This is a genomic window from Mitsuaria sp. PDC51 (assembly GCF_900113225.1).
Classification (GTDB): Bacteria; Pseudomonadota; Gammaproteobacteria; order Burkholderiales; family Burkholderiaceae_C; genus Roseateles.
In genome coordinates, this window is record NZ_FOZE01000001.1 from 1,764,879 (window position 1) to 1,788,631 (window position 23,753).

General features: G+C 70.9%; 21 protein-coding genes. 12 read left to right on the forward strand and 9 right to left on the reverse strand.

Annotated elements, in window-relative coordinates; all coding sequences use genetic code 11:
- Positions 1-95: 95 nt before the first annotated feature.
- On the reverse strand, positions 96-1,058 hold the full coding sequence (locus BM393_RS07675) for a LysR family transcriptional regulator (protein ID WP_091724227.1): 963 nt from the start codon (positions 1,056-1,058) through the stop codon (positions 96-98).
- 113 nt (positions 1,059-1,171) lie between these two features.
- On the opposite strand from BM393_RS07675, the gene BM393_RS07680 reads away from it, so the two are divergent.
- The 5 genes from BM393_RS07680 to rpiA all read left to right on the forward strand — a co-directional run bounded on the left by BM393_RS07680 (position 1,172) and on the right by rpiA (position 5,019).
- Entirely contained in the window at positions 1,172-2,098 is a 927-nt protein-coding gene (locus BM393_RS07680) for a DMT family transporter (protein WP_091724228.1), read from the forward strand.
- Positions 2,099-2,177: 79 nt separating this feature from the next.
- Positions 2,178-3,311 carry a 3-deoxy-7-phosphoheptulonate synthase gene (locus BM393_RS07685; RefSeq protein WP_091724229.1) on the forward strand — a complete coding sequence of 378 codons (1,134 nt, stop codon included), beginning with the start codon at positions 2,178-2,180 and terminating at the stop codon, positions 3,309-3,311.
- Between the two features lie 15 nt (positions 3,312-3,326).
- Positions 3,327-3,755: a hypothetical protein gene (locus BM393_RS07690; RefSeq protein WP_254783263.1), complete on the forward strand. Its 429-nt coding sequence runs from the start codon at positions 3,327-3,329 to the stop codon at positions 3,753-3,755.
- A 55-nt stretch (positions 3,756-3,810) separates the two neighbouring features.
- Positions 3,811-4,284: a DUF6152 family protein gene (locus BM393_RS07695; RefSeq protein ID WP_221210952.1), complete on the forward strand. Its 474-nt coding sequence runs from the start codon at positions 3,811-3,813 to the stop codon at positions 4,282-4,284.
- Between the two features lie 75 nt (positions 4,285-4,359).
- Entirely contained in the window at positions 4,360-5,019 is a 660-nt protein-coding gene (gene rpiA, locus BM393_RS07700; protein WP_091724230.1) for a ribose-5-phosphate isomerase RpiA, read from the forward strand.
- Between the two features lie 52 nt (positions 5,020-5,071).
- On the opposite strand, the gene BM393_RS07705 is transcribed toward rpiA, so the two are convergent.
- Entirely contained in the window at positions 5,072-6,622 is a 1,551-nt protein-coding gene (locus tag BM393_RS07705; protein ID WP_091724231.1) for a methyl-accepting chemotaxis protein, read from the reverse strand.
- 347 nt (positions 6,623-6,969) lie between these two features.
- On the opposite strand from BM393_RS07705, the gene BM393_RS07710 reads away from it, so the two are divergent.
- On the forward strand, positions 6,970-7,494 hold the full coding sequence (locus BM393_RS07710) for a coiled-coil domain-containing protein (RefSeq protein WP_175538219.1): 525 nt from the start codon (positions 6,970-6,972) through the stop codon (positions 7,492-7,494).
- A 104-nt stretch (positions 7,495-7,598) separates the two neighbouring features.
- Here the strand turns inward: BM393_RS07710 and mnmC are convergent, their stop codons facing one another.
- Together mnmC and BM393_RS07720 are read right to left on the reverse strand one after the other, a co-directional pair.
- A complete protein-coding gene (gene mnmC, locus BM393_RS07715; protein ID WP_091724233.1) occupies positions 7,599-9,578 on the reverse strand; it encodes an FAD-dependent 5-carboxymethylaminomethyl-2-thiouridine(34) oxidoreductase MnmC in 1,980 nt (659 codons plus the stop codon).
- A gap of 108 nt (positions 9,579-9,686) precedes the next feature.
- Complete coding sequence (locus tag BM393_RS07720; RefSeq protein WP_091724234.1) at positions 9,687-11,246, reverse strand: DEAD/DEAH box helicase; 1,560 nt, start codon at positions 11,244-11,246, stop codon at positions 9,687-9,689.
- A 422-nt stretch (positions 11,247-11,668) separates the two neighbouring features.
- Here BM393_RS07720 and BM393_RS07725 point away from each other — a divergent pair, with 422 nt between their 5' ends.
- A complete protein-coding gene (locus BM393_RS07725) occupies positions 11,669-12,376 on the forward strand; it encodes a winged helix-turn-helix domain-containing protein (RefSeq protein ID WP_175538220.1) in 708 nt (235 codons plus the stop codon).
- A 129-nt stretch (positions 12,377-12,505) separates the two neighbouring features.
- Here BM393_RS07725 and BM393_RS07730 read toward each other — a convergent pair whose 3' ends face one another.
- A complete protein-coding gene (locus BM393_RS07730) occupies positions 12,506-14,146 on the reverse strand; it encodes an ABC transporter substrate-binding protein (protein ID WP_091725177.1) in 1,641 nt (546 codons plus the stop codon).
- Positions 14,147-14,355: 209 nt separating this feature from the next.
- On the opposite strand from BM393_RS07730, the gene ettA reads away from it, so the two are divergent.
- From ettA to BM393_RS07750, 4 genes are all read left to right on the forward strand, one after another.
- Entirely contained in the window at positions 14,356-16,020 is a 1,665-nt protein-coding gene (ettA, locus tag BM393_RS07735; protein WP_091724236.1) for an energy-dependent translational throttle protein EttA, read from the forward strand.
- Positions 16,021-16,220: 200 nt separating this feature from the next.
- Complete coding sequence (locus tag BM393_RS07740) at positions 16,221-16,784, forward strand: Spy/CpxP family protein refolding chaperone (protein WP_091724237.1); 564 nt, start codon at positions 16,221-16,223, stop codon at positions 16,782-16,784.
- 94 nt (positions 16,785-16,878) lie between these two features.
- Positions 16,879-17,592, forward strand: a complete 714-nt coding sequence (locus BM393_RS07745; protein ID WP_091725180.1) for a response regulator — start codon at positions 16,879-16,881, stop codon at positions 17,590-17,592.
- The gene (locus BM393_RS07750) at positions 17,593-19,101 is read left to right on the forward strand and encodes an ATP-binding protein (protein ID WP_254783265.1); all 1,509 of its coding nucleotides are present in this window, start codon (positions 17,593-17,595) and stop codon (positions 19,099-19,101) included. It abuts the gene before it with no gap.
- 252 nt (positions 19,102-19,353) lie between these two features.
- On the opposite strand, the gene BM393_RS07755 is transcribed toward BM393_RS07750, so the two are convergent.
- From BM393_RS07755 to trpS, 3 genes are read right to left on the reverse strand one after another with little or no spacing between them, the layout of a single operon-like run.
- Positions 19,354-20,787, reverse strand: coding sequence for an MATE family efflux transporter (locus BM393_RS07755; RefSeq protein ID WP_254783267.1), 1,434 nt, complete (start codon positions 20,785-20,787; stop codon positions 19,354-19,356).
- A complete protein-coding gene (locus tag BM393_RS07760) occupies positions 20,784-21,254 on the reverse strand; it encodes a DUF3717 domain-containing protein (RefSeq protein WP_091725188.1) in 471 nt (156 codons plus the stop codon). The genes BM393_RS07755 and BM393_RS07760 overlap by 4 nt, the downstream gene beginning before the upstream one ends.
- A 10-nt stretch (positions 21,255-21,264) precedes the next feature.
- The gene (gene trpS / locus BM393_RS07765) at positions 21,265-22,281 is read right to left on the reverse strand and encodes a tryptophan--tRNA ligase (RefSeq protein WP_091724238.1); all 1,017 of its coding nucleotides are present in this window, start codon (positions 22,279-22,281) and stop codon (positions 21,265-21,267) included.
- Positions 22,282-22,434: 153 nt separating this feature from the next.
- Here trpS and purN point away from each other — a divergent pair, with 153 nt between their 5' ends.
- On the forward strand, positions 22,435-23,073 hold the full coding sequence (gene purN / locus BM393_RS07770; RefSeq protein ID WP_091724239.1) for a phosphoribosylglycinamide formyltransferase: 639 nt from the start codon (positions 22,435-22,437) through the stop codon (positions 23,071-23,073).
- Between the two features lie 19 nt (positions 23,074-23,092).
- Here the strand turns inward: purN and BM393_RS07775 are convergent, their stop codons facing one another.
- Positions 23,093-23,743, reverse strand: a complete 651-nt coding sequence (locus BM393_RS07775; protein WP_091724240.1) for a DUF1345 domain-containing protein — start codon at positions 23,741-23,743, stop codon at positions 23,093-23,095.
- Positions 23,744-23,753: the final 10 nt, after the last annotated feature.

Sequence of the window (23,753 nt, forward strand, 5' to 3'; positions counted from 1 at the left end):
CGGTCGCGCCTAGGCTCCGCGTGCGAACGGTGATGGGGGACTCGCCCTAGCTCCAACGGGCCCGGGCCCGGACGGGCACGCCGCCCGAGCCGGTTTCACGGGGCGTCCGCCGGGTCGTCGGGGCGATCCCAGGGCGGCACGTCCCCCCATCGCTCGACACAGAAATCGATCAGCGCCCGGACCTTGGGACTCGGAAAGCGGCTGGGCAGATAGACCGCGTAGAGCGTGTCCGCCTCGGCCGGCCCGCCCAGCGGCGTCCAGTCGGGGAGCAGGGCGGTGAGGCGGCCGGCGCGCAGGTCGCGGCCGATGGCGTAGGTCGGCAGCACCGCCAGGCCCATGCCGGCGAGCGCGGCCACGCGCAGCGATTCGCTGCTGTTGGCGGTCAGGCCGCTCTCGAAGCGCAGCGCGCCGGAGATCTCGACCTCGGCCTCGCCCCGCTCCGGGTGGCGGAAGCGCCAGCGCTCCGGCGCGTGCAGGTAGCCGAAGCGCAGGCAGCGGTGGTCCGCCAGCTCGGCGACCGAGGTCGGCGTGCCCTGCGCCGCGAGGTAGGCCGGCGATGCGCACAGCACGAAACGGATGTCCGCCAGCTTGCGTGCGACCAGGCCGGGGCTCGGCCGGCCGGTGAGCCGCAGCACCAGATCGAAACCTTCCTCGGCCAGGTCGACGTAGCGGTCGTTGAGCCCCAGCACCACCTGCAACTGCGGATGGCGAGCGCAGAACTCGGTGAGCAGCGCCGTGAATTGCAGGTTGCCGAACGCGGTGGACGTGCTCAGGCGCAGCACGCCGCGGGGCTGCTCGCGCTGGCCGGCGAGCTCGGCATCCAGCGCCTGCGCCTCCTCGAGCAACCGCAGCGCGCGCTCGTACACGCCGCGTCCCTCGGCGGTGGGGCTGATGCTGCGGGTGGTCCGATGCAGCAGCCGGGTGCCCAGCTGCTGCTCCAGTCGCGCGACCTGCTTGCTGACGGCGGACTTGGTCGCGCCCAGCAGCTTGGCCGCCCCCGAGAAGCTGCGCGCGTCGACAACGCGGGCAAAGGCCTGCAGGTCTTCCAGGCGTCCCATGGCGGTCTCCGATTGTTCTCGATCTGGAAACTCTAAAACGAAAGTAGAGCGGATTGTGTCCGAAGCGGCGCGTTTCTAGAGTGCGTCCATTGATCTTCGGAAAGGAACTGGCCATGACGACTGCCACCCACGGCGCTCTGCCGACCCCGTCGACCGCGGGCGCGGATCGGCTCGGCGCGCTGGTCGCGCTGAGCCTGCCGGCGCTCTTCATCCTGCTGTGGAGCACCGGCTACCTCGCCGGCAAGCTGGCGCTGCCGCACGCCGGTCCGTTCACCCTGCTCGCGCTGCGCTTCGGGCTGGCCGCGGTGGTGCTGCTCGGCGTGTCGGCGGCGACCGGCGCGCCGTGGCCGAAGACGCCGCGGGCCTGGATCCACCTCGGCGTGGTCGGCTTGTTGATGCAGGTGCTGCACTTCTCCGGCGTCTACTGCGCGATCGCCTGGGGGCTGCCCACCGGCGTGGCCGCGCTGCTGATCGGCCTGATGCCGCTGGCCACCGCGCTGGGCGCGCACCTGTGGCTGGCCGAGCGCCTGAGCGCGCGCCAGTGGCTGGGCATGTTGGGCGGCCTGGCGGGCGTGGCGCTGGTCATCGCGGACCGCCCCCTGGGCGGTGGCGCCTGGCAGGCCTATGGCGCCGGGTTGCTCGGCCTGGTGGGGCTGGTGGCCGGCACGCTGTACCAGAAGCGCTTTTGCGCCGGCATGGACCTGCGCACCGGCAGCGGCATCCAGATGACGGTCTCGGCGCTCGCGGTGACGGCCCTGGCGCTGTGGCGCGAGCCCGGCGTGGCGGACTGGAGCGCCGAGCTGATCGGCGCGACGCTGTGGCTGGGCCTGGTCAACTCGATCGGCGCCTTCAGCCTGATGTTCGTGATGATCCGGCGCGGTCAGGCGGCGGCGGTGGCGCGGCTGTTCTACCTGATCCCCGGCGTCTCGGCGCTGATGGGCGTGGCGCTGCTGGACGAGCACCTGGGCGCGCTGTCGCTGGCCGGTTTCGTCGTCGCGGCCGCGGCGGTGGGGCTGGCGTCGATGAAGCGGGGCGGTTGATGTCCGGGATTGCGCGGCGGCGGATAATCGCCGCTTCCTTTTTCGCGTTTCCGTGTCCGAGAGGGCACGCGCCGCCGCCATGAAGCACCTCGACCATCCGCAGCACGACCGCGAAGTCGGCTCCGCCGACGCCACCCGCGACGCCACCCGCACCGACGACACCCGCATCGACGCGGTCCGCCCGCTGATCTCGCCGGCGCTGCTGCTGGACGAGCTGCCGCTGCCCGAGGCCTCGCTCGAGGTCGTCGAGACGGCGCGGCGCGAGATCAGCGACGTGCTGCACGGCCGGGACGACCGGCTGCTGTGCGTGGTGGGGCCCTGCTCGATCCACGACCACGGCCAGGCGATGGACTACGCCCGCCTGCTCAAGGACCTGCGCGAGGAACTGAAGCAGGACCTGCTGGTCGTGATGCGGGTCTACTTCGAGAAGCCGCGCACGACGGTGGGCTGGAAGGGCTACATCAACGACCCGCACCTGGACGGCAGCTTCCACATGAACGAGGGTCTGCGTCTGGCCCGCCAGCTGCTGCTGGACGTGACCGCGCTGGGCCTGCCGGCGGGCACCGAGTTCCTGGACCTGCTGTCGCCGCAGTACATCTCGGACCTGATCGCCTGGGGCGCGATCGGCGCGCGCACCACCGAGAGCCAGAGCCACCGCCAGCTCGCCTCCGGCCTGTCCTGCCCGGTGGGCTTCAAGAACGGCACCGACGGCTCGGTGAAGATCGCCGCCGACGCGGTGCTGGCCGCGCGCGCCAGTCACGCCTTCATGGGCATGACCAAGATGGGCCTGGCCGCGATCTTCGAGACCCGCGGCAACGACGACTGCCACCTGATCCTGCGCGGCGGCAAGGCGCCGAACTACGACGCGGCCTCGGTGCAGGCGGCGGCCGAGGTGCTGAAGGCGGCGGGCCTGCGCGAGCAGCTGATGATCGATTTCTCGCACGCCAATTCGTCGAAGAAGTACGAGCGCCAGATCGACGTCGGCCAGGATGTCGGCGCGCAGATCGCCGGTGGCGACGCGCGCATCACCGGCGTGATGATCGAATCGCACCTGCAGCCGGGCCGCCAGGACCTGCTCGCGGGCCAGACCAAGGCGGACCTGCTGCCGGGCGTGTCCATCACCGATGCCTGCCTGGGCTGGAGCCAGACCGAGCCGCTGCTGCGCTCGCTGGCCGCCGCGGTGCGCCAGCGCCGCGACCGCCAAGGCGCGTGAGCGGCGTGCCGAGCCGTGTGGGACACGCTGACGGCGTTGGCGGCCCATCCCTGGGCCTACCCCGCGTTCTCGGTCGTGCACTTGATCGGGCTGGGCGCGCTGTTCGGCGGCCTGCTCGTCTTTGAACTGCGCGCGCTGGGCGCGCGTCGCGAGCTCGATCCCGGCGCGCTGGCGCGACTGGCGATTCCCACGGCGCTGGCGGGCTTCGCGCTGTGCGCCGTCTCCGGCGCAGCCATGTTCGCGACCCAGCCGCAGGAGCTGTGGGTCAATCCGGCGCTGCGGGTGAAGCTCGCGCTGATCGCTGTGGCGGGCCTGAACGCGGCCTGGTTCCACTGGCGCGGCGGCGTGCGGGCGCAGGACCGCCTGGGCCGCTGGCAATGCCTGCTGTCGTTGGGGATTTGGGTCGCTGTCATCATCTGCGGGCGCTGGATCGCCTTCGTCTGACGTCCTTCCCGCCAGCGCGTCCTTCAGGTCCTTCACGCCCTTCAAGGAGGCTTCGATGGAACGTCGTCTGTTGCTGGCCGCGCTCGCGGCCGCGCCCCTGATGCCCGCCGCCGTCCGCGCCCACCATGGGTGGAGCGGCTTCGACCAGGACCGCCCGCTGTACCTGGAGGGCCGCGCGGCCAGGGTGACCTGGCGCAATCCGCATGTGGAGCTGGATCTGGAGGTGCCGGAGCGGCTCGTGCTGCCGGCCGACCTGAAGCAGCGGGTCCTGCCCAAGCAGACGACCGCCGTCGACGGCGAGGCCCTGCTCGCGAAGACGCAGGTGCCGACGCGGCGCGACCGGCGCTGGGAGGTCGAGCTGGCGCCGCTGACGCGGCTGGAGGCCTGGCAGGTCGAAGAGATCAGACCTGGCACCCAGGTGTCGGTGATCGGCTTCGCCGCCCCGGGCGAGCAGGGCGCGGCGGTGCTGCGGGCGGAGTACCTGTTCGTCGGCGGGAAGGTGTACGGGCTGCGGTCGTCGCCCGCCTGAGCGGCGGAGATAATCCCGCCTTTCCTCTCCCGCCAGTTTTCCGGCCCTCTACGACGAGCCGTCGCTCGCCCCTCCATGACCCAAGACGAATTGAAGACCCTGGTCGGCCAGGCCGCATTGCAGTACGTGACGCCGGACACGGTGGTGGGCGTGGGCACCGGCTCGACGGTGGACAAGTTCATCGACGCGCTGGCCGCCAGCGGCGTGCGCATCGCCGGCGCGGTGTCCAGCTCGGTGCGCAGCACCGAGCGCATGAAGGCGCTGGGCATCCCGGTGCTGGACGCGTCGGAGGTCGAGTCGCTGCAGGTCTACATCGACGGCGCCGACGAGATCGACCGCCAGGGCCACATGATCAAGGGCGGCGGCGCGGCGCTGACGCGCGAGAAGATCGTGGCCGACCTGGCCCAGACCTTTGTCTGCATCGCCGACGAGAGCAAGCTGGTCGACGTGCTGGGCGCGTTTCCGCTGCCGGTCGAGGTGATCCCGATGGCCGCCGCGCAGATCGCGCGCCGCTTCCGCGCGATGGGCGCCGAGCCGGTGCTGCGCCAGGATTGCGTGACCGACAACAGCTGCCGCATCCTGGACGTCAAGGGCCTGCGGATCACCGATCCCGCCGCCTTCGAGGCCGAGGTCAGCCAATGGCCCGGCGTGGTCACCGTCGGCGTCTTCGCCCGCAACAAGGCGGGCGTGTGCCTGCTGGGCACGGCGCAGGGCGTGAAGACGATGACCTTCTGACCGGCGCCTGACCGCCCGCCTCACGGAGCGGAGGGCGGCGACGCTGTCGACCTCAGCGCAGGCGGAACACCGAGATCGCGCCGGCCAGCCGCTGCGACTGCTCCTTGAGGCTCTCGGCCGCGGCGGCCGACTCCTCCACCAGCGCCGCGTTCTGCTGCGTCATCTGGTCCAACTGGCCGATGGCCGCGTTGACCTGCTGGATGCCGTCGCTCTGCTCGCGCGAGGCGGCGCTGATCTCGCCGATGATGTCGGCCACGCGCTGCACGCTGGCGACGATCTCGGTCATCGCGCCGCCGGCGTCCTCGACCAGGCGCGAGCCCGATTCCACGCGCTCGACGCTGGCGCCGATCAGCGTCTTGATCTCCTTGGCGGCCTCGGCGCTGCGCTGCGCGAGCGAGCGCACCTCGCTGGCGACCACCGCGAAGCCGCGGCCCTGCTCACCGGCACGGGCGGCTTCCACGGCCGCGTTCAGGGCCAGGATGTTGGTCTGGAAGGCGATGCCGTCGATGGTGCCGATGATGTCGGCGATGCGGCGCGAGCTCTCGCTGATCTCGCCCATGGTCGCCACCACCTGGCCCATCACCGAGCCGCCGCGCTGCGCGGTCTCCGCGGCCGAGCTCGACAGCTGGTTGGCCGTCATCGCCGAATCCGCGGTCTGGCGCACGGTGCCCGTCAGCTGCGTCATCGAGGCCGCGACCTCCTGCAGGTTGGAGGCGGTCTGCTCGGTGCGCGCGCTCAGGTCGTGGTTGCCGGTGGCGATCTCGGCGCTGGCGGTGCCGATGCTCTCGGCGGAGCCGCGCACGTCGCCGATCAGCTTGAGCAGCTGCGCCTGCATGCCGCCCAGCGAGCCCAGCAGCTTGCCGGTCTCGTCACGGCCGCCGGCCGGCACCGGCCGGGTCAGGTTGAAGTGGGCGATGGCGTCGGCGACCTCGGCCGCGCCCTGCAGCGGGCGGGTGATGGAGCGCGTCAGCGCGACCGCGAACCAGGCGCCCAGGCCCAGCGCGACCAGCGAGAACACCAGCAGCGCCGTGCGCGCGCGGCGGTTGGTCGCGTCGAGCTGCAGGGCGGCCTCGTCCAGCAGGCTGCGCTTGTGCTGCACGATGGCCTGGATCGCTTCCTGGAACCGGCCCGCGGCGGGCTGGAAGTCGCGGTCGAAGATCTCGCGCGCCTTCTCGGCGTCTCCACTCTTCTTGCTGGCGGCCACCGCGTCGCGCGAACTCAGGTAGCCCTTGCGGGCCTCGCTGAGCGTGTCGAACATCCGGCGCTCGTCCGGCGTGACCATGTAGCCGTCGAGCCGCTTCTGCAGCTCGCCCGACTGCCGGGTCGACTCGGCCGAGGTCGCGGCGAAGAACTGGGCGAGGCTGGGGTCGGCGCTGACGGCGATCGCGCTGGTGCGGTTCACGCCGTTGGTGATGTTGCGGTACCAGTCGGAGGCGACGCGCTCGGCGGCCAGGTCCTGGTTGAGCATCACGTCGGTCTCGGCGGCCACGCGGCCCAGCGCCAGGTAGCTCAGGCCCGAGCCGACGAAGGCGATCAGCAGTACCAGGCCCAGCACCACGCCGAGCCGCTGGCCGATCGATCGGCCGGCGACGAGATGAATCATGGATGTCCCCCAAAGATGTCGATGTGCGTTGATGGACCCGCGCCCTGGCGGGCGCGGGACGCCCTTGACGGCGTTTCCGCTCCATATCGACGCCGGCGCCCGGAACTTGAATGACGGCGGGGACGCGGCCCGGCGAATGGGCCTGCGGTGCGTCATCCGTCACGCCCGGGCGGGGGCTGCCGCCCCGTCCGATCCGAGCCACCGCGCGGTCGTTCCCGCTTGATCCTCCGCAAGAGGGATCTCACTCCCCCGTCGGCTCCCCCAAGGTTGGCAAGTCGACGGCCGCGTCCGGTGGCAGAGTCGTCGCCTGGGACGAGCAGGACTCGTCATCGAAGCTGGAGAAGGCAATGCAAGGAATCGACAGTGGGCTGCGAGGCGATCGCAGCGGTGGCGGGACGGTGGAGCTGGCGATCCAGGTCCAGGCCTTGAAGACGCGGATGGACACGGTGCTGCCCACGCTGGCGACACGGGAACAACTGGCGCAGGAGGTCGGGGCGCTGCGCAGCGAGATGAAGCACGAGATCGGCGCCCTGCGCAGCGAGATGAAGCAGGAGATCGGTGACCTGCGCAGCGAGGTGAAGCAGGAGATCGGCGCGCTTCGCGGCGAGTTGAAGCACGAGGTGGGCGCGTTGCGCGCCGAGATCAAGGACTCGATCGGCGAACTGCGCGCGGAGATCGGTGGGCTGCGCGCGGAAATGCATCAGACGGTGGCGAGTGCCATCAAGTGGGGGTTGGGCATCGGGCTGAGCGCGATCACCGCGGCGGCGGCCTTCGTGACCGTCATGTCGCCGCACTTTTCGTCCTTCTCGCGGGGTCGCGAGGCCGTGGCCGCCGTGGCGGCGGAGCCGGCCGAGTTGCCGACCCGGCCGTGACGCCGTGACCCCGCGACCTGGCCGAGTTGCCGAGTTGCCGACGTGACCGTGGCCGAACACCAAGCCGGCCGTGACCCGCTTCAGCCGCTGTTTCAGCTGCTGTTTCAGCTGCTGCTTCTACGCTGCTTCGCGCCGAAGCGCGCGGGGTCGACGGCCTCGGCCAGACTGGCCTCCATCGGCCACGGCGCGCCGGTGAGCTGCGCGGCGATGAGCTCCGCGCACAGCGTCGCCGAGGTGATGCCGCGCGAGCCCAGCGCGCCCAGCATCATCAGCCCGCGATGCCGCGGCCAGAAGCGCACCTGCTCGGCGCGCTGCGCGGGCGCTTGCGCCGGCACGGCACCGACGATCGGCAGCCGGTCCGGCACGAGGCTGCGCCATCCCACGCGGCCCGCAAGGGGCGGCGGATCATCATCGCGCGTGTCGAGGGCGGGCGAGGGGCGTGTCGGCGCGGCGCGCAGGGCGCCGGGCAGCAGCTCGGCCAGGCGAGCCAGGTTCTGCGCCTGATCCGCGGCGCGAAGCTGGGGCTCGGGGTCGTTGGCATCGGCGCTGGCGCCGAAGCACATCGTGCCGTCGGGCAGGCTCAAGGCGTAACCGAGCCCAACCACCGGCAGGGCAAGCGCGCATGGCGAGCGATCCGCCGGCAGGGTGCTCAACTGCCCGCGCTGCGAGATCCACGGCCACGCCGGGCCGGCCGACCACTCCGCCATCAGCGCGGCATTGGCGGTGCCGCAGCAGAGCACGACCGCGTCGGCGGTCGCCAGCGTCGCCCCATCCGCTCCCAGCGCGATCCAGCGATCGCTGGCGTCGTCGCGCCGCAGGCCCGCCACGACAGCGTCCAGGCGCAGCGAGAAGCCGGGACGGCCCGCCGCCTCCGCGAGCCAGGCCGCCGCGAGCGCCGGCGGGGACACCGCGCCACCGCCCGGAAAGTGCCAGGCGGGCCGGCCCAGGGGAAGCTTGGCCAGAGCGGCGGCGGCGTCGGCGTCGAGCGCCTGGATGTATGCCTCCGGCAGGCCGCTGCGCACGAGCAGCTCGCGCATCTCGTCGAGCGCCTGCGGCGCGCGCTCGACCCGCAGCAGTCCCCATTGCAGCCAGGGCAGGGCAGGGGTGATCCGGCGCAGTTCGCGCTCGGTGGCCAGGGCCGCGGCCCGGTTGAAGCGCGCGTGTACCCCATCGTCGGCGTGGATCGTCCCGTGGAAGAGCCCGCCCGGATTGCCGGAGGCCTGGCCGGCCGGCGTGGGACCGGCCTCGAGCACCGTCACCCGCAGGCCCTCCCGCGTCAGCACCCGGGCGCAGGCCGCGCCCGCCAGGCCGGCGCCGACGATCACCACGTCGCGCGGCGCAGGATGCGGCGCGGCGCGGCCGGGTGGCGCCGGCGCGCGGTGGCGCGGCGCGAAGCTCGCGACGGTCGTCGCCCATTTGCCGCCGGTGCCGGGCCGCTTCTCGACCTGGAAACCCGCGGCCGTGAGTCCGTCGCGCACCGGCCGCGCCACGCTCCAGGTCGCGGCCGTGGCGTCGGGCGCGGCCAGCCGGCCGGTCTGGCGCAGCACGGCGTCGTCCCACAACTCGGGGTTCTTCGCCGGCGCGAAGCCGTCCAGGAAGAACGCGTCGACCGACGCCACCAGCTCCGGCATCCATTCGCGCGCGTCGCCCAGCGCCAGCATCAGCCGCACCCGGCCGTCCTCGAAATCGAGCACGTGCAGGTTGGGCGTGAGCGGCGGCCAGGCCTCGATCAGCTGCGCGGCCAGCTCGGGCGCCGGCGAAGCGGCATGGGCGCGCGCCAGGTCCTCGCGGGTCAGCGGGTGCTTCTCGAGGCTGAGGAAGACCAGGCGCTCGCAGCGCGAGGGATCGTCACGCCACGCGGCCCAGGTCGCCAGGAAGTTGTTGCCCAGGCCGAAGCCGGTCTCCAGCACGACGAAGCGCGCGCGGCCGGCCCAGCGACCGGGCAGGCCGTTGCCGGCCAGGAAGACCTGCCGCGCCTGCTCGAAGGCGCCGAAGGGGGCGTGGTAGAGGTCGCCGAACTCCGGCGCATGGGGCACGGCGCCGGAGAAGTCGACGCGGGCGGGGACGATGGGCGCGGTCTTCATGGGGAGTGGCCGCGAGTATGCCCAAGCCGGGCGAGGCGCAGCCGCCGGTGACGGCGGAAAGGAAAACGGCGCCGATGACGGCGCCGTGGTCTGCCGGCTGAAGGCCGATCAGGAGGTCGACTTCGGGCGCGTCAGCGCCGCGCCGGCCGGGCGGTTGCCCTGGCTGCCATGACGGCTGCCCTGGCCCTGGCCTTGACCGTGGCGCTGGCCGCCGGCGTTCTGGCCCGACGAGGCGCGCTGGCCTTGTCCCTGGCCACCCTGGCCGCCTTGGCCGTGAGCATGGCGCTGCTGGCCCTGGCCGCTGCCCGAGCCACCGCTGCGCTGGCCGCCTTGCGCGCCCTGCGCCGGACGTCCGCCCTGGCCCCCGCCCTGCGGACGACCCTGGCCTTGCGGGCGACCGCCATTGCCACCGCCGCCACGACGGCCACCGCCGCCGCCGGCCGGACGCGGCGACCCCGAGGACTTGCCCACGCCGCCGTTGAGGACCATGCGGCCCATCACGATCGGTTCGGCCTTGGCGTTCGGGTCCGGCTCGAAGCCGGGCACCACCTCACGCGGGATCTCGCGCTTGATCAGCTTCTGGATGTCGCGCAGGAAACCTTCCTCGTCGACGCACACCAGTGACAGCGCCTCGCCCTGCGCACCCGCGCGGCCGGTGCGGCCGATGCGGTGCACGTAGTCCTCGGCGACGTTGGGCAGCTCGTAGTTGATGACGTGGGGCAACTGGTCGATGTCGATGCCGCGCGCGGCGATGTCGGTCGCCACCAGCACCTTCAGGTCGCCGCTCTTGAACTCCGACAGCGCCTTGGTGCGGGCGCCCTGGCTCTTGTTGCCGTGGATGGCCATCGCGGTGATGCCCTGCTTGTCCAGGAACTCGGCCAGGCGGTTGGCGCCATGCTTCATCCGCGTGAACACCAGCACCTGATGCCAGTCGTGCTTGGTGATCAGGTGGGCCAGCAGTTCCTTCTTCTTGTCGCGGTCGACCGGATGGATGCGCTGGGCGATCGTGTCGGCCGTCGCGTTGCGGCGCGCGACTTCGATCAGGCCCGGGTTGTCCAGCAGGCGGTCGGCCAGCGCCTTGATCTCGTCGCTGAAGGTCGCCGAGAACAGCAGGCTCTGCTTCTTGGCCGGCAGCAGCGCCAGCACCTTCTTGATGTCGTGGATGAAGCCCATGTCCAGCATGCGGTCGGCTTCGTCCAGGACCAGGATCTCGACCTTGGACAGGTCCAGCGTGCCTTGCTGCGCGTGGTCCAGCAGGCGGCCCGGCGTCGCCACCAGGATGTCCACGCCCTTGCGCAGCTTGTCGATCTGCGGCTGCATGCCGACGCCGCCGAACATCACCATGCTGGTCAGCGGCAGGTACTTGCCGTAGGTGCGCACGCTTTCCTCGACCTGCGCGGCCAGTTCGCGCGTCGGCGTCAGCACCAGGGCGCGGATGGCGATGCGGCCCTTGGCGTCGCGCACCGGCTTGCCGGCGGACAGGCGCTCGAGCACGGGGAGGGTGAAGCCGGCGGTCTTGCCGGTGCCGGTCTGGGCGCCGGCCATCAGGTCGCCGCCGGTCAGGACGGCGGGAATCGCCTGGGATTGGATGGGAGTGGGGGTCGAGTAGCCGGCATCGGCGATCGCGCGGAGCAGGGGCTGGGAGAGCCCCAGTGCGTCAAAACTCATAAGCTGCTTTGTTCGTGCCCGGACGGGCTTTGTGTGCAGCACGCCGGCCGGTGAGGCCTGGCGCCAGTCTTCGGCTGCCGTGGGAGAGCGTGAGCTCAGAAATGAAAACCGCGGCAAGACTGAGCCGCGGTGATGGGCCGGATTGTAGCCGAGGGGTGTCCCTCCACCGGGGGAAGGGTCCCGCCCGAAGTGGGAAGGATGCAAGTTCCGCACGGGTTGCTCACGGGATCGACACGGGCCGCGGACAGCTTCGCGCAAGCTCGGTGACAGCCGTCGCTCAGCCGCGCGTGTCGGCGCCCGCAGTCGTGTTTCGGCGCGGTAAACCGCGGGTAAAAAGGGCTGCGAGGCCCGTGCTGATCGGCCTTCGGACGGGGTTGCGGCGGCATAGTCTTGCGCCAGTGTTTCCACTTGTCCCCTTGTCCATGAGCGCCTTGTTTCCCGATCCTGCCGCCGGCACCCATTTGCTGCTGCTGGACCCCGACCCGCATGCGCGCCTGCGATTCGCCGGCCTGATGCGGGCGTGGGGCTTTCGCGTCACCGACAGCAGCGAGCCGGCCCTGCTGGACCGCGTGCCGCTGCTGCCGGTGGACCTGGCCCTGATCGATCCGAGCGACGCGCGGGAGGCCGGCTGGGGCGCGCTGACGCGCTTGAGGCAGCGCTCGCGGCTGCCGGTGATCGTGCTGCTGCAGCAGGACAGCACGCTGGAGCGGGTGCTGGCGCTGGAGCGCGGCGCGGATGCGGTGCTGGCCAAGGACGGCGAACCGCGCGAGTTGCAGGCGCGCATCAAGGCCTTGCTGCGGCCGCGTGAAGGGGACGCGGCGGAGGTGCTGATGTTCGGGCGATTCAGGCTCGAGCCGATGACCCGCCGGCTGACCGGGCCGGGGGGCTTCTGCGTGGTGCTGTCGCAGAGCGAATACAAGCTGCTGCGCGCGTTCCTGGAGCGACCGCACAGCGTGCTGCAGCGGCAGGAACTGCTGCATCTGGCGCGCGGCGACGGCGTCACCGCGCTGGAGCGCAGCGTGGACCTGATGGTCTCGCGGCTGCGGCAGAAGCTGCATGACGACCCCAGTTCGCCGTTGATCCGCACCGTGCGGGGGATCGGGTATCTGTTTGATCCGCCGTTGAGGTGAAGGAAGAGGCGGGCGGACTGCCATCGCCGCTGGCCCTCACCCCTCCCTCTCCCGCAAGCGGGCGAGGGTGTTCGACCGAGCGGCTGAAGACGGCAGTGGGCTGCGGCGGGGGACGGGAAAGACCGGCGCTTACTTCGCGGCGACCGACGCCCAGCGCAGCTCGAACCAGTTGTCCGGGCGATGGACCACCGTCACGTTGGCGCGCGTCGCCCACGGGATCATCTGGCGGTGCAGCGGGATCAGGTGCACCTGCGACCGGAACTCCCGCAGCGCGGCCTTGATCAGCTCCTCGCGCTTCTTCGGATCGGCTTCCTCGCTGGACTGCGCGGCCAACTGGTCGAACTTGTCGTCCGTCCAGTTGCCGAAGTTGTACTGCCCCACCGACTTCTCGCCGCGGTTGCGCATCAGCGGCGTCATCGCGACTTCGGCATCGGTGATGCTGCCGCCCCAGCCATACATGTAGAGGCTGGTGTCCAGCTTCTCCAGCTTGGGGAACATCAGCACGCGCGGCTGCGCATTGACCTTGACCTTCACCTTGAGCTGCGACCACATCGAGGCCAGCGCCAGGCAGATGCGCTCGTCGTTGATGTAGCGGTTGTTGGTGCAGTCGAGCGTGACCTCGAAGCCGTTGGCATAGCCGGCGTCGGCCATCAGCTTGCGCGCCGCCGTCAGGTCGTAGGGCAGCCGGGTCTCGAGCTGCGGGTCGTTGAACGCGCCCAGCGGCGAGGGCGTCAGCCCGCCGGTGGGCAGGCTCAGGCCGTTCATCAGCTTGGCGCGCAGCGTCTGGATGTCCACCGCCTGGTAGAGCGCCTGGCGCACCCGCAGGTCCTTGAACGGGTTCTTGTCGCCCGGCACCTTCCCGTACAGCAGCTTGTCGCGCGCCTGATCCATGCCGATGAAGACGATGCGGTTCTCCGGGCCTTCCTGGACCTTCACCTGCGGCGTCTGCTTGAGCTTGGGGATGTCGCGCGGCGAGGGATCCAGCACGAAGTCGATCTCGCCCGAGACCAGCGCCGCCAGCCGCGTCGCGTCGTTGGCGATCGGCGTGTAGACGGCCTCCTGCACGTTGCCGTCGAACTGGCCCCACCAGGCCGGATTGCGCTTGAAGGCGGTGCGGATGCCGGGCTCGCGCGCCGTCATCTGGTAGGGGCCGGTGCCGTTCGCATGCGTCGCGGCGTAGGTCTCCTGCTTGTCCTTGAAGTTCTGCGGCTTGACGACGTTGTGCTGCTCGCACCAGCGCTTGCTCATGATGAACAGCGTGTCCAGGTGCTGCAGGAAGATGGGGTTGACTTTGTCGAGCTGGAATTCGACGGTGAAGTCGTCGATCTTGCGCGGCGTGCCCACCGCCTGCGCGTAGACGCTGATCTGCGAGTACGGGTCCTTCGCCCGGTTGATCGAGAACACGACGTCGTCGGCGGTGAACGGCGAGCCGTCGTGGAACTTCACGCCCTGGCGCAGCTTGAGCCGCCACAGCGTCGGCTTGAGCTGGGTCCACTCGGTGGCAAGACCCGGCACCAGGTTGAGCTGGCGGTCGCGCGAGACCAGCCGCTCGTAGACCTGGCCGTTCATCGCGTTGGTGACGATCTCGTTCTGCGAATGCGGATCGGCCGTCTGCATGTCGCCCTGGCTGGCCCAGCGCAGCGTCTGGGCCTGCGCGCCGCCGGCGATCAGGGCCAGCGCCAGCGGCAGCGCGCCCAGCGCGGCGCGGGCGGCCCGGACGGTGACGGCGCGCGGCGCGCGCGGACGGACGGAGATGGAACGGAACGGCATGGTGGTCATCTCGGTGTGAACGGGAGGGCGGGGGAGGGGCGGGGAAGGGCGGTCGAGTTTAGGGGCATGGGCGGAAGCTGCGACAATGCCGGCCTATTGCCCGGGCGAGCCACCACCGCCCATGCACGCCCCGGCCCCTGGATCGCCCCGCGATCCCCGGCGCCCGAGGGGCCCCAGGTCAACCCACGAAACGCTGAACAACCATCGCCATGGCTCAATACGTCTTTTCGATGAACCGCGTCAACAAGACGGTTCCCCCGAAACGCCACATCCTCAAGGACATCTCGCTGTCCTTCTTCCCCGGCGCCAAGATCGGCGTGCTGGGCCTGAACGGCTCGGGCAAGTCCACGCTGCTGAAGATCATGGCTGGCGTCGACAAGGAGATCGAGGGCGAGGCGATCCCGATGCCCGGCATCAAGATCGGCTACCTGGAGCAGGAGCCCAAGCTCAACCCCGACCAGACCGTGCGTGAAGCGGTCGAGGAAGGCATCGGCGGCGTGCTGGCCGCCAAGAAGCGCCTGGATGAGGTCTACGCCGCCTATGCCGAGCCGGACGCCGACTTCGACGCACTGGCGGCCGAGCAGGGCGAGCTGGAGGCCATCATCGCCGCCGCCGGTTCCGAGAACACCGACCTGCAGCTGGAGCTGGCCGCCGACGCGCTGAACCTCCCGCCCTGGGACGCCAACATCGGCGTGCTGTCCGGCGGCGAGAAGCGCCGCGTCGCGCTGTGCCGCCTGCTGCTGTCCAAGCCCGACATGCTGCTGCTGGACGAACCGACCAACCACCTGGACGCCGAATCGGTCGAGTGGCTGGAGCAGTTCCTGCAGCGCTTCCCCGGCACCGTGGTGGCCATCACCCACGATCGCTACTTCCTGGACAACGCCGCCGAGTGGATCCTGGAACTGGACCGCGGCCACGGCATCCCCTGGAAGGGCAACTACTCCGACTGGCTGGATCAGAAGGAACGCCGCCTGGAGCAGGAGCAGAAGTCCGAGGACGCCCGCGCCAAGGCGATGAAGGAAGAACTGAAGTGGGTGCGCTCGAACGCCAAGGGCCGCCAGGCCAAGAGCAAGGCGCGCCTGGCCCGCTTCGAGGAACTGAGCGACGTCGAATACCAGAAGCGCAACGAGACCAACGAAATCTTCATCCCGGTCGCCGAGCGCCTGGGCAATGAAGTGATCGAGTTCGAAGGCGTGACCAAGTCCTTCGGCGACCGCGTGCTGATCGACAACCTGTCGTTCAAGGTCCCGCCGGGCGCGATCGTCGGCATCATCGGTCCCAACGGCGCCGGCAAGTCGACGCTGTTCCGCATGATCCAGGGCGTCGAGCAGCCGGATTCGGGCACGGTGAAGATCGGCAAGACGGCCAAGCTGGCCTTCGTCGACCAGAGCCGCCAGAGCCTGGACGCCAACAAGACGGTGTGGGAAGACGTCTCGGGCGGCCTGGACAACATCGTCGTGGGCAAGTTCGTGATGCCATCGCGCGCCTACATCGGCCGCTTCAACTTCAAGGGCAACGACCAGCAGAAGATGGTCGGCCAGCTCTCCGGCGGTGAGCGAGGCCGCCTGCACCTGGCCAAGACCCTGGCCCAGGGCGGCAACGTGCTGATGCTGGACGAACCGTCCAACGACCTGGACGTCGAAACCCTGCGCGCGCTGGAAGAGGCGCTGCTGGAGTTCGGCGGCTCGGCGATGGTGATCTCGCATGATCGCTGGTTCCTGGACCGCATCTGCACCCACATCCTGGCCTGCGAGGGCGACTCGCAGTGGTTCTTCTTCGACGGCAACTTCCACGAGTACGAAGCCGACAAGAAGAAGCGTCTGGGCGAGGAAGGCGCGCGTCCCAAGCGCGTGCGTTTCAAGCCGATCACCTGATCGACCCGGCATCCTCACCCCCGATCCGCGCCCTCTGGCGCGGATCGCGCCAGGCGCCCGCGAGGCCTCGATTTCAAGAGGCGTCGCGGGCGTTTTTCATTGGGGGCGATTCATTTCACGAATCTTTACGGCGCACCCATGGGCGATTGACGCGCGCCGCCGACCATCTCCTCACCCCCAAACGAATTGGAGATTCCGAGATGGTCAAACGCATTACCCGACCCCTCACGATGCTGGCGCTGGCCGCGAGCCTGGGCCTGGGCGCGCTGGCGGCGCAGGCCCAACCCGCCCCGGGCGACACGCCGCCTCCGCCGCATGCGATGCATCGCGGCCACGACTTCGGTGGCTTCGCGATGCAGGGGCGCCTGCTGAAGGAAGCCGGGGTCACCGACGCCCAGCGCGCCCAGCTCAAGCAGATCTTCGAAGCCGCCCACAACGACCTGAAGGGCCAGCGCGAGACCGGCCGGCAACTGCACGAGCGCATGGAAGCGCTGTTCACCGCGCCGACCGTCGACGCCAACGCGGTCGAGCAACTGCGCCAGCAGATCGCCGCGCAGCACGAGGTCGCCTCCAAGCGCCTCACGCTGGCGATGATCGACGCGTCGCGGGTGCTCACGCCTGAGCAGCGCGCCAAGATCGCCGAGCTCAAGAAGCAGCAGCGCGAGAAGATGAAGCAGCGCATGAAGGATCGCGGCCAGCATCGCAAGGACCGCCAGGGTGCGAATCCGGACAACCCGGTGCCGCAGCCTTTCACCGAACGCTGAACGCGAGAGGCCGGCTATGCTTCAGTCTTTCGATGAGTCCGCGGCGCGCGGCCTGGCCGATCCGGCCCGGTCGGTGGCCGCCTCGCAACGCCCGATGAATCCACGACTGCTCCTGATCGACGACGACGCCCGGCTCACCGCGATGCTGGGCGACTACCTCAGCAGCGCCGGCTTCGACGTGAGCTTCGCCGGCTCGCTGGCGCAAGGGCGCTCGGAGCTGGAGGCCGGCCAGTTCGAGCTGCTGGTGCTGGACCTGATGCTGCCCGACGGCGATGGCCTCGAGTTCTGCCGCCAACTGCGCGGTGACAAGCGCTGGCGCCGCCTGCCGGTGCTGATGCTGTCGGCCCGCGGCGAGCCGATGGACCGCATCCTGGGGCTGGAGCTCGGTGCCGACGACTACCTGCCCAAGCCTTTCGAGCCCCGCGAGCTGCAGGCCCGGGTGAAGGCGCTGCTGCGCCGCACCGAGCCGCAGGCGATGGGGGACGAGGTGCTGCGCTTCGGGCGACTGGAGATCGACCTCGCGGCGCGCCAGGTGCGCCTGGACGGCAACGCCTGCGACCTGACCAGCCACCAGTTCGACCTGCTGGTCGTGCTGGCGCAGAGCCCGGGTCGCGTGCTGTCGCGCGACCAGATCATGGACGCGCTCAAGGGCCATCCGCTGGAAGCCTTCGACCGCTCGATCGACGTGCACATCTCCCGCATCCGCTCGGTGATCGAGGACGACCCCAAGAACCCGAGACGGGTGCTGACGGTGCGCGGCGCCGGCTACGTGTTCGCACGCAAGCAGGACGCCGAAGGCCTCGAGTAAGTGAAGGCGCTGTACCTCCGCATCTACGTCACCGTCGTGGTGGTGTTGCTGGCCTTCGCGCTGGGCTCGGCCTGGCTGTTCCAGGGCCGCATCGAGCAGGAGCGCGGCACCTTCGAGCAGGCGGCCTCGGAGCGGCTGGTGGCGCTCGCGGTGCTGGTGCAGCGCGCCTTGCCGCCGTCGACCGCCTCCGTCGACGAACAGGCCGATGCCGTCGAGGACTGGGGCCAGCGCCTGCGCATGGCCCTGGCGCTGGAGGATGCGCGCGGGCGCCGCATCGGCGCCTCGCCGCTGTTCGAGCGCCGCGAGGACCTGCCCGGCTCGCGGGTGCAGCGTGTGCCGCTGGATGACGGCCGTCACCTGCTGTTCCTGCGCCTGGCGCGTCCGCCCGGCGCGTCCGGCCCGATGGGGCAGGACAAGCTCGAGGCCGAGGCGCGCGCCGCGAGCGGACCTCGCCGCGTCTTCCGCGAGCGTCGCGATCCCTTCGTCGACGGTCCGCCGCCCGAGCCGCGTGATCCCGGGCGCCGGGAAGGCCGGACCGAGATGGACCAGATGCGCCAGCGCATGCTGGACCGGCTCGAGCAGCAGCGCCGCGAGGAAAGCGCGGCCTCCTGGGTGCCGGGCTGGGTGCCGCGCCCGAGCGGCGAGGCGCTGGCGGTGTTGCTCGCGGTGCTGTTCCTGGCGGTGGCCGGCGGCGCGTATCCGGTCGTGCGCCGGCTCACGCGGCGGCTCGAATCGCTGAAGTCGGGCGTCGAGCAGTTCGGCTCCGGGGACCTGAGCTTCCGCGTGCAGGACAACGGCAAGGACGAGGTCGCGGCGCTGGCCACCAGCTTCAACCGGGCGGCCGAGCAGATCGAGACGCTGCTGCGGTCCCACAAGAGCCTGCTGGCCAACGCCAGCCACGAGCTGCGCTCGCCGCTGGCGCGGCTGAAGATGGCGTTCTCGATGCTGGACGACGCCTCGCCGGCGCAGCGGGCGCGGCTCGGCCACGAGATCAACACCAACATCGCCGAACTGGATGCGCTGGTCGAGGAAGTGCTGCTCGCCAGCCGCCTGGAGGGCGGCGCGCAGTCGCTGCGGCTCGAGCCGGTGGACCTGCTCGCGATCGCCGCCGAATCGGCCGCGCAGGGCGGCGCCGAGCTGGAGGTCGAGGAGGGCCTGGGCCAGTTGACGCTCCGCGGTGACGATCGCCTGTTGCGTCGCGCGCTGCGCAACCTGCTGGAGAACGCGCGTCGCTATGGCGGCCCGGTGGTCGAGCTGAAGGTGCGTCGCGCCGGCCAGGACCGCATCGAGCTGCAGGTCTGCGACCGCGGCCCGGGTGTGCCCGAGCCGATGCGCGAGCGGATCTTCGAGGCCTTCTTCCGCCTGCCTGGCCATGCCGAGGTGTCCGGCGGCGTGGGCCTGGGGCTGAACCTCGTCAAGCAGATCGCCACCGCCCACCAGGGCACGGTGCGCTGCGACGCCCGGGAGGGCGGCGGCAGCTGCTTCGTGATCACGCTGCCGCTGAACTGAGCGCTCGTGGGGAGCGAAGACCCCTCACCCCAGCCCTCTCCCCGCAAGCGGGGAGAGGGAGTTCCATTGGGTGCGTGGGCTCCTTCTCCCTCTGCGCCCAACGCCACTGCTCACTCGCTCGCCCCCAGAGGGGGAGCGGGGAGAGGGAGTTTCATTGGGGCTCACTCCCTCGCCCCCGAAAGGGGGAGAGGGCGGGGGTGAGGGGGCTCGTCGCAGGATCTCAGTCGATCCACGCAGCCCGCTCCGGGAAGTTCAAGCCTCTCTGACTTCCCGCCGATGCACGAGTGCCAGCAGCACGCTCAATCCCAGCGCGGCCGCCGCCAACCCGACCGACGCCGCGCTCCAGAACCCACGCGCGCCCTGCATGACGGCCGGCAACTCGACCTCATGCTCCCCGAAGGCGAGCCAGTAGCCCCCGCCCAGTCCGAGCCCCCAGATCGCGAACGCATAGATCAGCATCGGCGCGGTCGCGATGTGATGCGCGCGCAGCACGAAGGCCGCGACCGTCTGTCCGGCGTCCGACACGTGGAATAGCCACAACCAGCCCAGCAGCGGCAGTGCCGCGGCGACGATGGCCGCGTCGCTGGTGTAGAGCCCCAGCACCTGCTCCCGCAGCGCGAAGATGACCCCGCCCAGCACGAAGGCGATGGCCAGAGCGATCTCCAACCCATGCCAGCCGAGCCGCCGCGCCGCCGCGTAGTCGCGGGCCCCCAGCGCCTGGGCCACCAGCGTGCTGCAGGCGTTGGCCTGCGCCAGTGGCAGCATGAACATCATCGCCACCAGGTTCGCGCAGAGCTGATGGCCGGCCACCGGCGTCGTGCCCAACCGCGCGATGAAGATCGCCATGAAGGTGAAGCCGGTGACCTCGATCAGCACCGAGGCGCCCATCGGCACACCGAGCTTGACCAGGCGGACCAGCGTCGCCCAGCGCGGCCGGTGCAGCCCCGTCCCGGCGAACCCGAACGGCGCATAGAACGGGTCGCGCTTGAGCACGACGAGCGCGATCAGCAGCTGGCTCCACATCACGATCGCCGTCGCGATCGCGCAGCCCACCGCCCCCAGCGGCGGCACCTGCAGCGGTCCGACCGAGAAGCCAGCGATCAGCAGCGCGCTGGCCGGGAATTTCAGCAGCAGCCCGCCGATCTGCAGCGCCATCACCGCCTTGGGCCGCGACACCGCCGTGTTGAAGCCGCGATACGCCGTGAACAGCAGCGCGGCCGGCAGCGCGATGCCCAGCATGCGCAGGTAGTCCCGCACCTTGACGGCGATCTCCGGGCTCACCTGCGAGATCGCCAGGAAGGGCTGCGGGAACCAGAGGATCAACTCGCCCACGACCGTCAGCGCGAGCGCCAGCCAGGCGGCCTGATGCAGGCTGTCGCCGGCCTCGGTCATGCGCCTGGCGCCGAACAGCTGCCCCGCCACCGGCGAGATCGCCAGCACCACGCCCATCAGCCCGACAAACACCGAGGTGTAGACCGCCGAGCCCACCGCCAGCGCCGCCAGGTCAACCGCCGAATGCCGCGCCACCAGCAGCGTGTCGATCGTGGAGTAGGCGAGCACCGCCAGTTGGCCGATGAACACGGGCCAGGCCAGCGGCAGGATCTGGCGCAGGCTCTGCAGCCGTCCGCCGAGGGCTGCCCGTGCGCCGGCGTTCGCGGCGTGGTCGGCGTCCGCGGTGTCGGTCAAACGGACTCCCCGCCGGCCGCGTCCTGCTCCGTCGCACCCGGATCCGGCGGCGTCGCGTCGCCGCGCCGCTCGATGGCCCGCTCCGCATAGCGGTTGAAGCGCCAGGCCGTGCCCTCGAGCGTGATCCGCCGCCAGGTCGCGCGCTTCTCGCCCGGCGTGAACACCGGCCAGTTCTGCACCTCGTCGAAGCTGCGGCCGCAGCCCTTGCAGAGTTCGTCGCCCTGGCTGGTCGAGCAGATCGCGATGCAGGGTGCGTCCGGCGTCGTGTCGTACCAGCGCATCCAGGCGCCGAGCGCCGGGGCGGGCATCGAGTCCTCGTCGCACTCGGTTTCGTGGTGGAAGACCATCAGCGCGTAGACCTCGGCCAGGGCGCGCAGCTCGGGGCCCAGCGACACGCCGTCGCCCGGCGCGCGCTGGCGCCACCAGTTGATGGCGGATTCGATGTCGGTGATGTGGATGCCAGCCATCTCAGCCATCTCAATAGTCGATGCCCATCGCGCCGCGCACCTCGCGCAGCGTCTTGCGCGCCACTGCACGGGCACGTTCCGTGCCGACCTCGACGATCCAGTGCACCTTCTTCGGGTCGGCCAGCAGCTCGTCGGCGCGCTCGCGCCACGGGGCCTGCTCGTCGTGGATCGCCTCGATCAGCGGCTGCTTGCAGTCCAGGCAGCCGATGCCCGCGCTGCGGCAGCCGGATTCCACCCAGGCGCGGGTGTCGCTGTCGGCATAGACCTTGTGCAAGGCCCAGACCGGGCAGCGCTCGGGCTCGCCCGGATCGCCGCGGCGCACCCGCTGCGGGTCGGTCTGCATCGTGCGCACCTTCTCCGCGACGACCTCCGGTGCATCGCGCATCGCGATCGCGTTGCCGTGGGTCTTGCTCATCTTGCGGCCGTCCAGGCCGGGCAGGCGCGAGGTCTCGGTCAGCAGCGCCTGGGGCTCGGGGAACAGCGGCGCCGCCTGCTGGCGATAGAGATGGTTGAAGCGCCGCGCGACCTCGCGCGTCACCTCGACGTGCGGCGCCTGGTCCTCGCCGACCGGCACGAAGGCCGCCTTGTAGATCAGGATGTCCGCCGCCTGCAGCAGCGGATAACCGAGGAAGCCATAGGTGGCCAGCTCGCGGTTCTCCGCCACCAGGTCCTTGTAGCTGGGCATGCGCTCGAGCCAGCTCGACGGCGTGCTCATCGCCAGCAGCGTGAACAGCTCGGCGTGCTCGGGCATGCGGCTCTGGATGAACAGCGTCGCCTGGGCCGGGTCGATGCCGGCGGCCAGCCAGTCCACGACCATGTCGTAGACGCTCTGCTCCAGGCCTTCCCGGTGCTGGTAATGGGTGGTCAGCGCATGCCAGTCGGCGACGAAGAAGAAGCAGTCGTAGGCCGCCTGCAGCCGCACCCAGTTCTTCAGGGCACCGTGGTAATGGCCGAGGTGCAGCGCGCCGGTCGGGCGCATGCCGGAGAGCACACGCTGGCGCGGGAGGGGAGGCGGATGGTCGGTCATGGCGGCGGGCTGGGCGGTGGCCGCGCCGCGAGACGGTCGCACCGCGAGGCGGGGCGGGCGGCCGTCCGGGCGAGCGGCGGGAGGGCGATTGTAGGGAGGCACGGCCCGCGCGACGGCCGGTCATGCCCATGCCCTTGGCTACACTGCCGGCCCATGAAGCACATCGTGATCCTGATCTCCGGCCGCGGCTCCAACATGGAGGCCATCGTGCAGGCCTGCGCCGCCGGCGGATGGCCGGCGCGCATCGCCGCGGTGATCAGCAACCGGCCGGACGCCGCCGGGCTGGCGTTCGCGCAGGCGCACGGCGTGCCCACCGCGGTCGTCGACCACAAGGCCTTCGGCAAGGGCGACGCCGCGCGCGTCGCGTTCGACGCCGAGCTGCAGCGCGTCATCGACGGCTTCAGCCCCGACCTGGTCGTGCTGGCCGGCTTCATGCGCATCCTGACGCCGGGCTTCACCGCCCACTACGCGGGGCGCATGCTCAACATCCACCCCTCGCTGCTGCCGGCCTTCCCCGGCCTGCACACGCACCAGCGCGCCATCGAGGCCGGCTGCCGCGTGGCCGGCGCGACGGTCCACTTCGTGACCGCGGAGCTGGACCACGGGCCGATCGTCGCGCAGGCGGTGGTGCCGGTGCTGGACGGTGACGACGAGGCGGCGCTGGCGGCCCGGGTGCTGCGGCTCGAGCACCGCATGTATCCGAGCGCGGTGCGCTGGTTCGTCGAGGGTCAGTTGGCCGTCGAGGGCGCCCGCGTACGCCACGCCGCCGGCGAGCCGCAGATGTTCAGCTGAGGCCGGGCCGGCCGGGCGCTCAGCCCAGCATGCCGGCCAGGAAGTTGATCGTCAGCGCCAGCACGACGGTGTTGAACACGAAGGCCTGCACCGCCTGCACCAGCACGAGCCGCCGGATCGGCCGTGAACTCACGACGACGTCCGAGGTCTGCGAGGTCGCCGCCACCGTCGCGGCGAAGTAGAGGAAGTCGATGTAGTCGGGCGCCTCTTCGTCGCCGGGGAACTCCAGCCCGTGCGGCGCCTTGGGCCCGCAATGGAACAGCGAAGCGTAGGCCAGCCCGAACTCGACCGGCAGCAGCAGCCAGGAGCCGGTCAGCGTCGCCGACGCCACCAGCAGGTGCGGCCAGGCGTTCAGCAGGCCCGCTTCCTTGACCTGGGCGAGCTCCAGCGCGATCGCCGCCATGCTCGCGGCGCCGCCGAGGATGGCCAGCGCCAGCACCGTCGGCACGCTGTCGGCGACGGCGCGGGCCTGCTCCTCGACGTCTTCGGCGTCGGTGTGGAACATCCGCCAGCCGATCAGCAGCAGGTAGGTCCAGACGCCGGCGCTCCAGCCCAGCAGCAGGCGGGTGTGCCAGGCCAGTTCCATCGGCCAGGAGGCCGCCAGCAACGCACCCGTCGCCGCGCCGATCAGCAGGCGCGGTCGGCGCTGGATCTGGTGCAGTAGCGGCATGGCGGGCGAG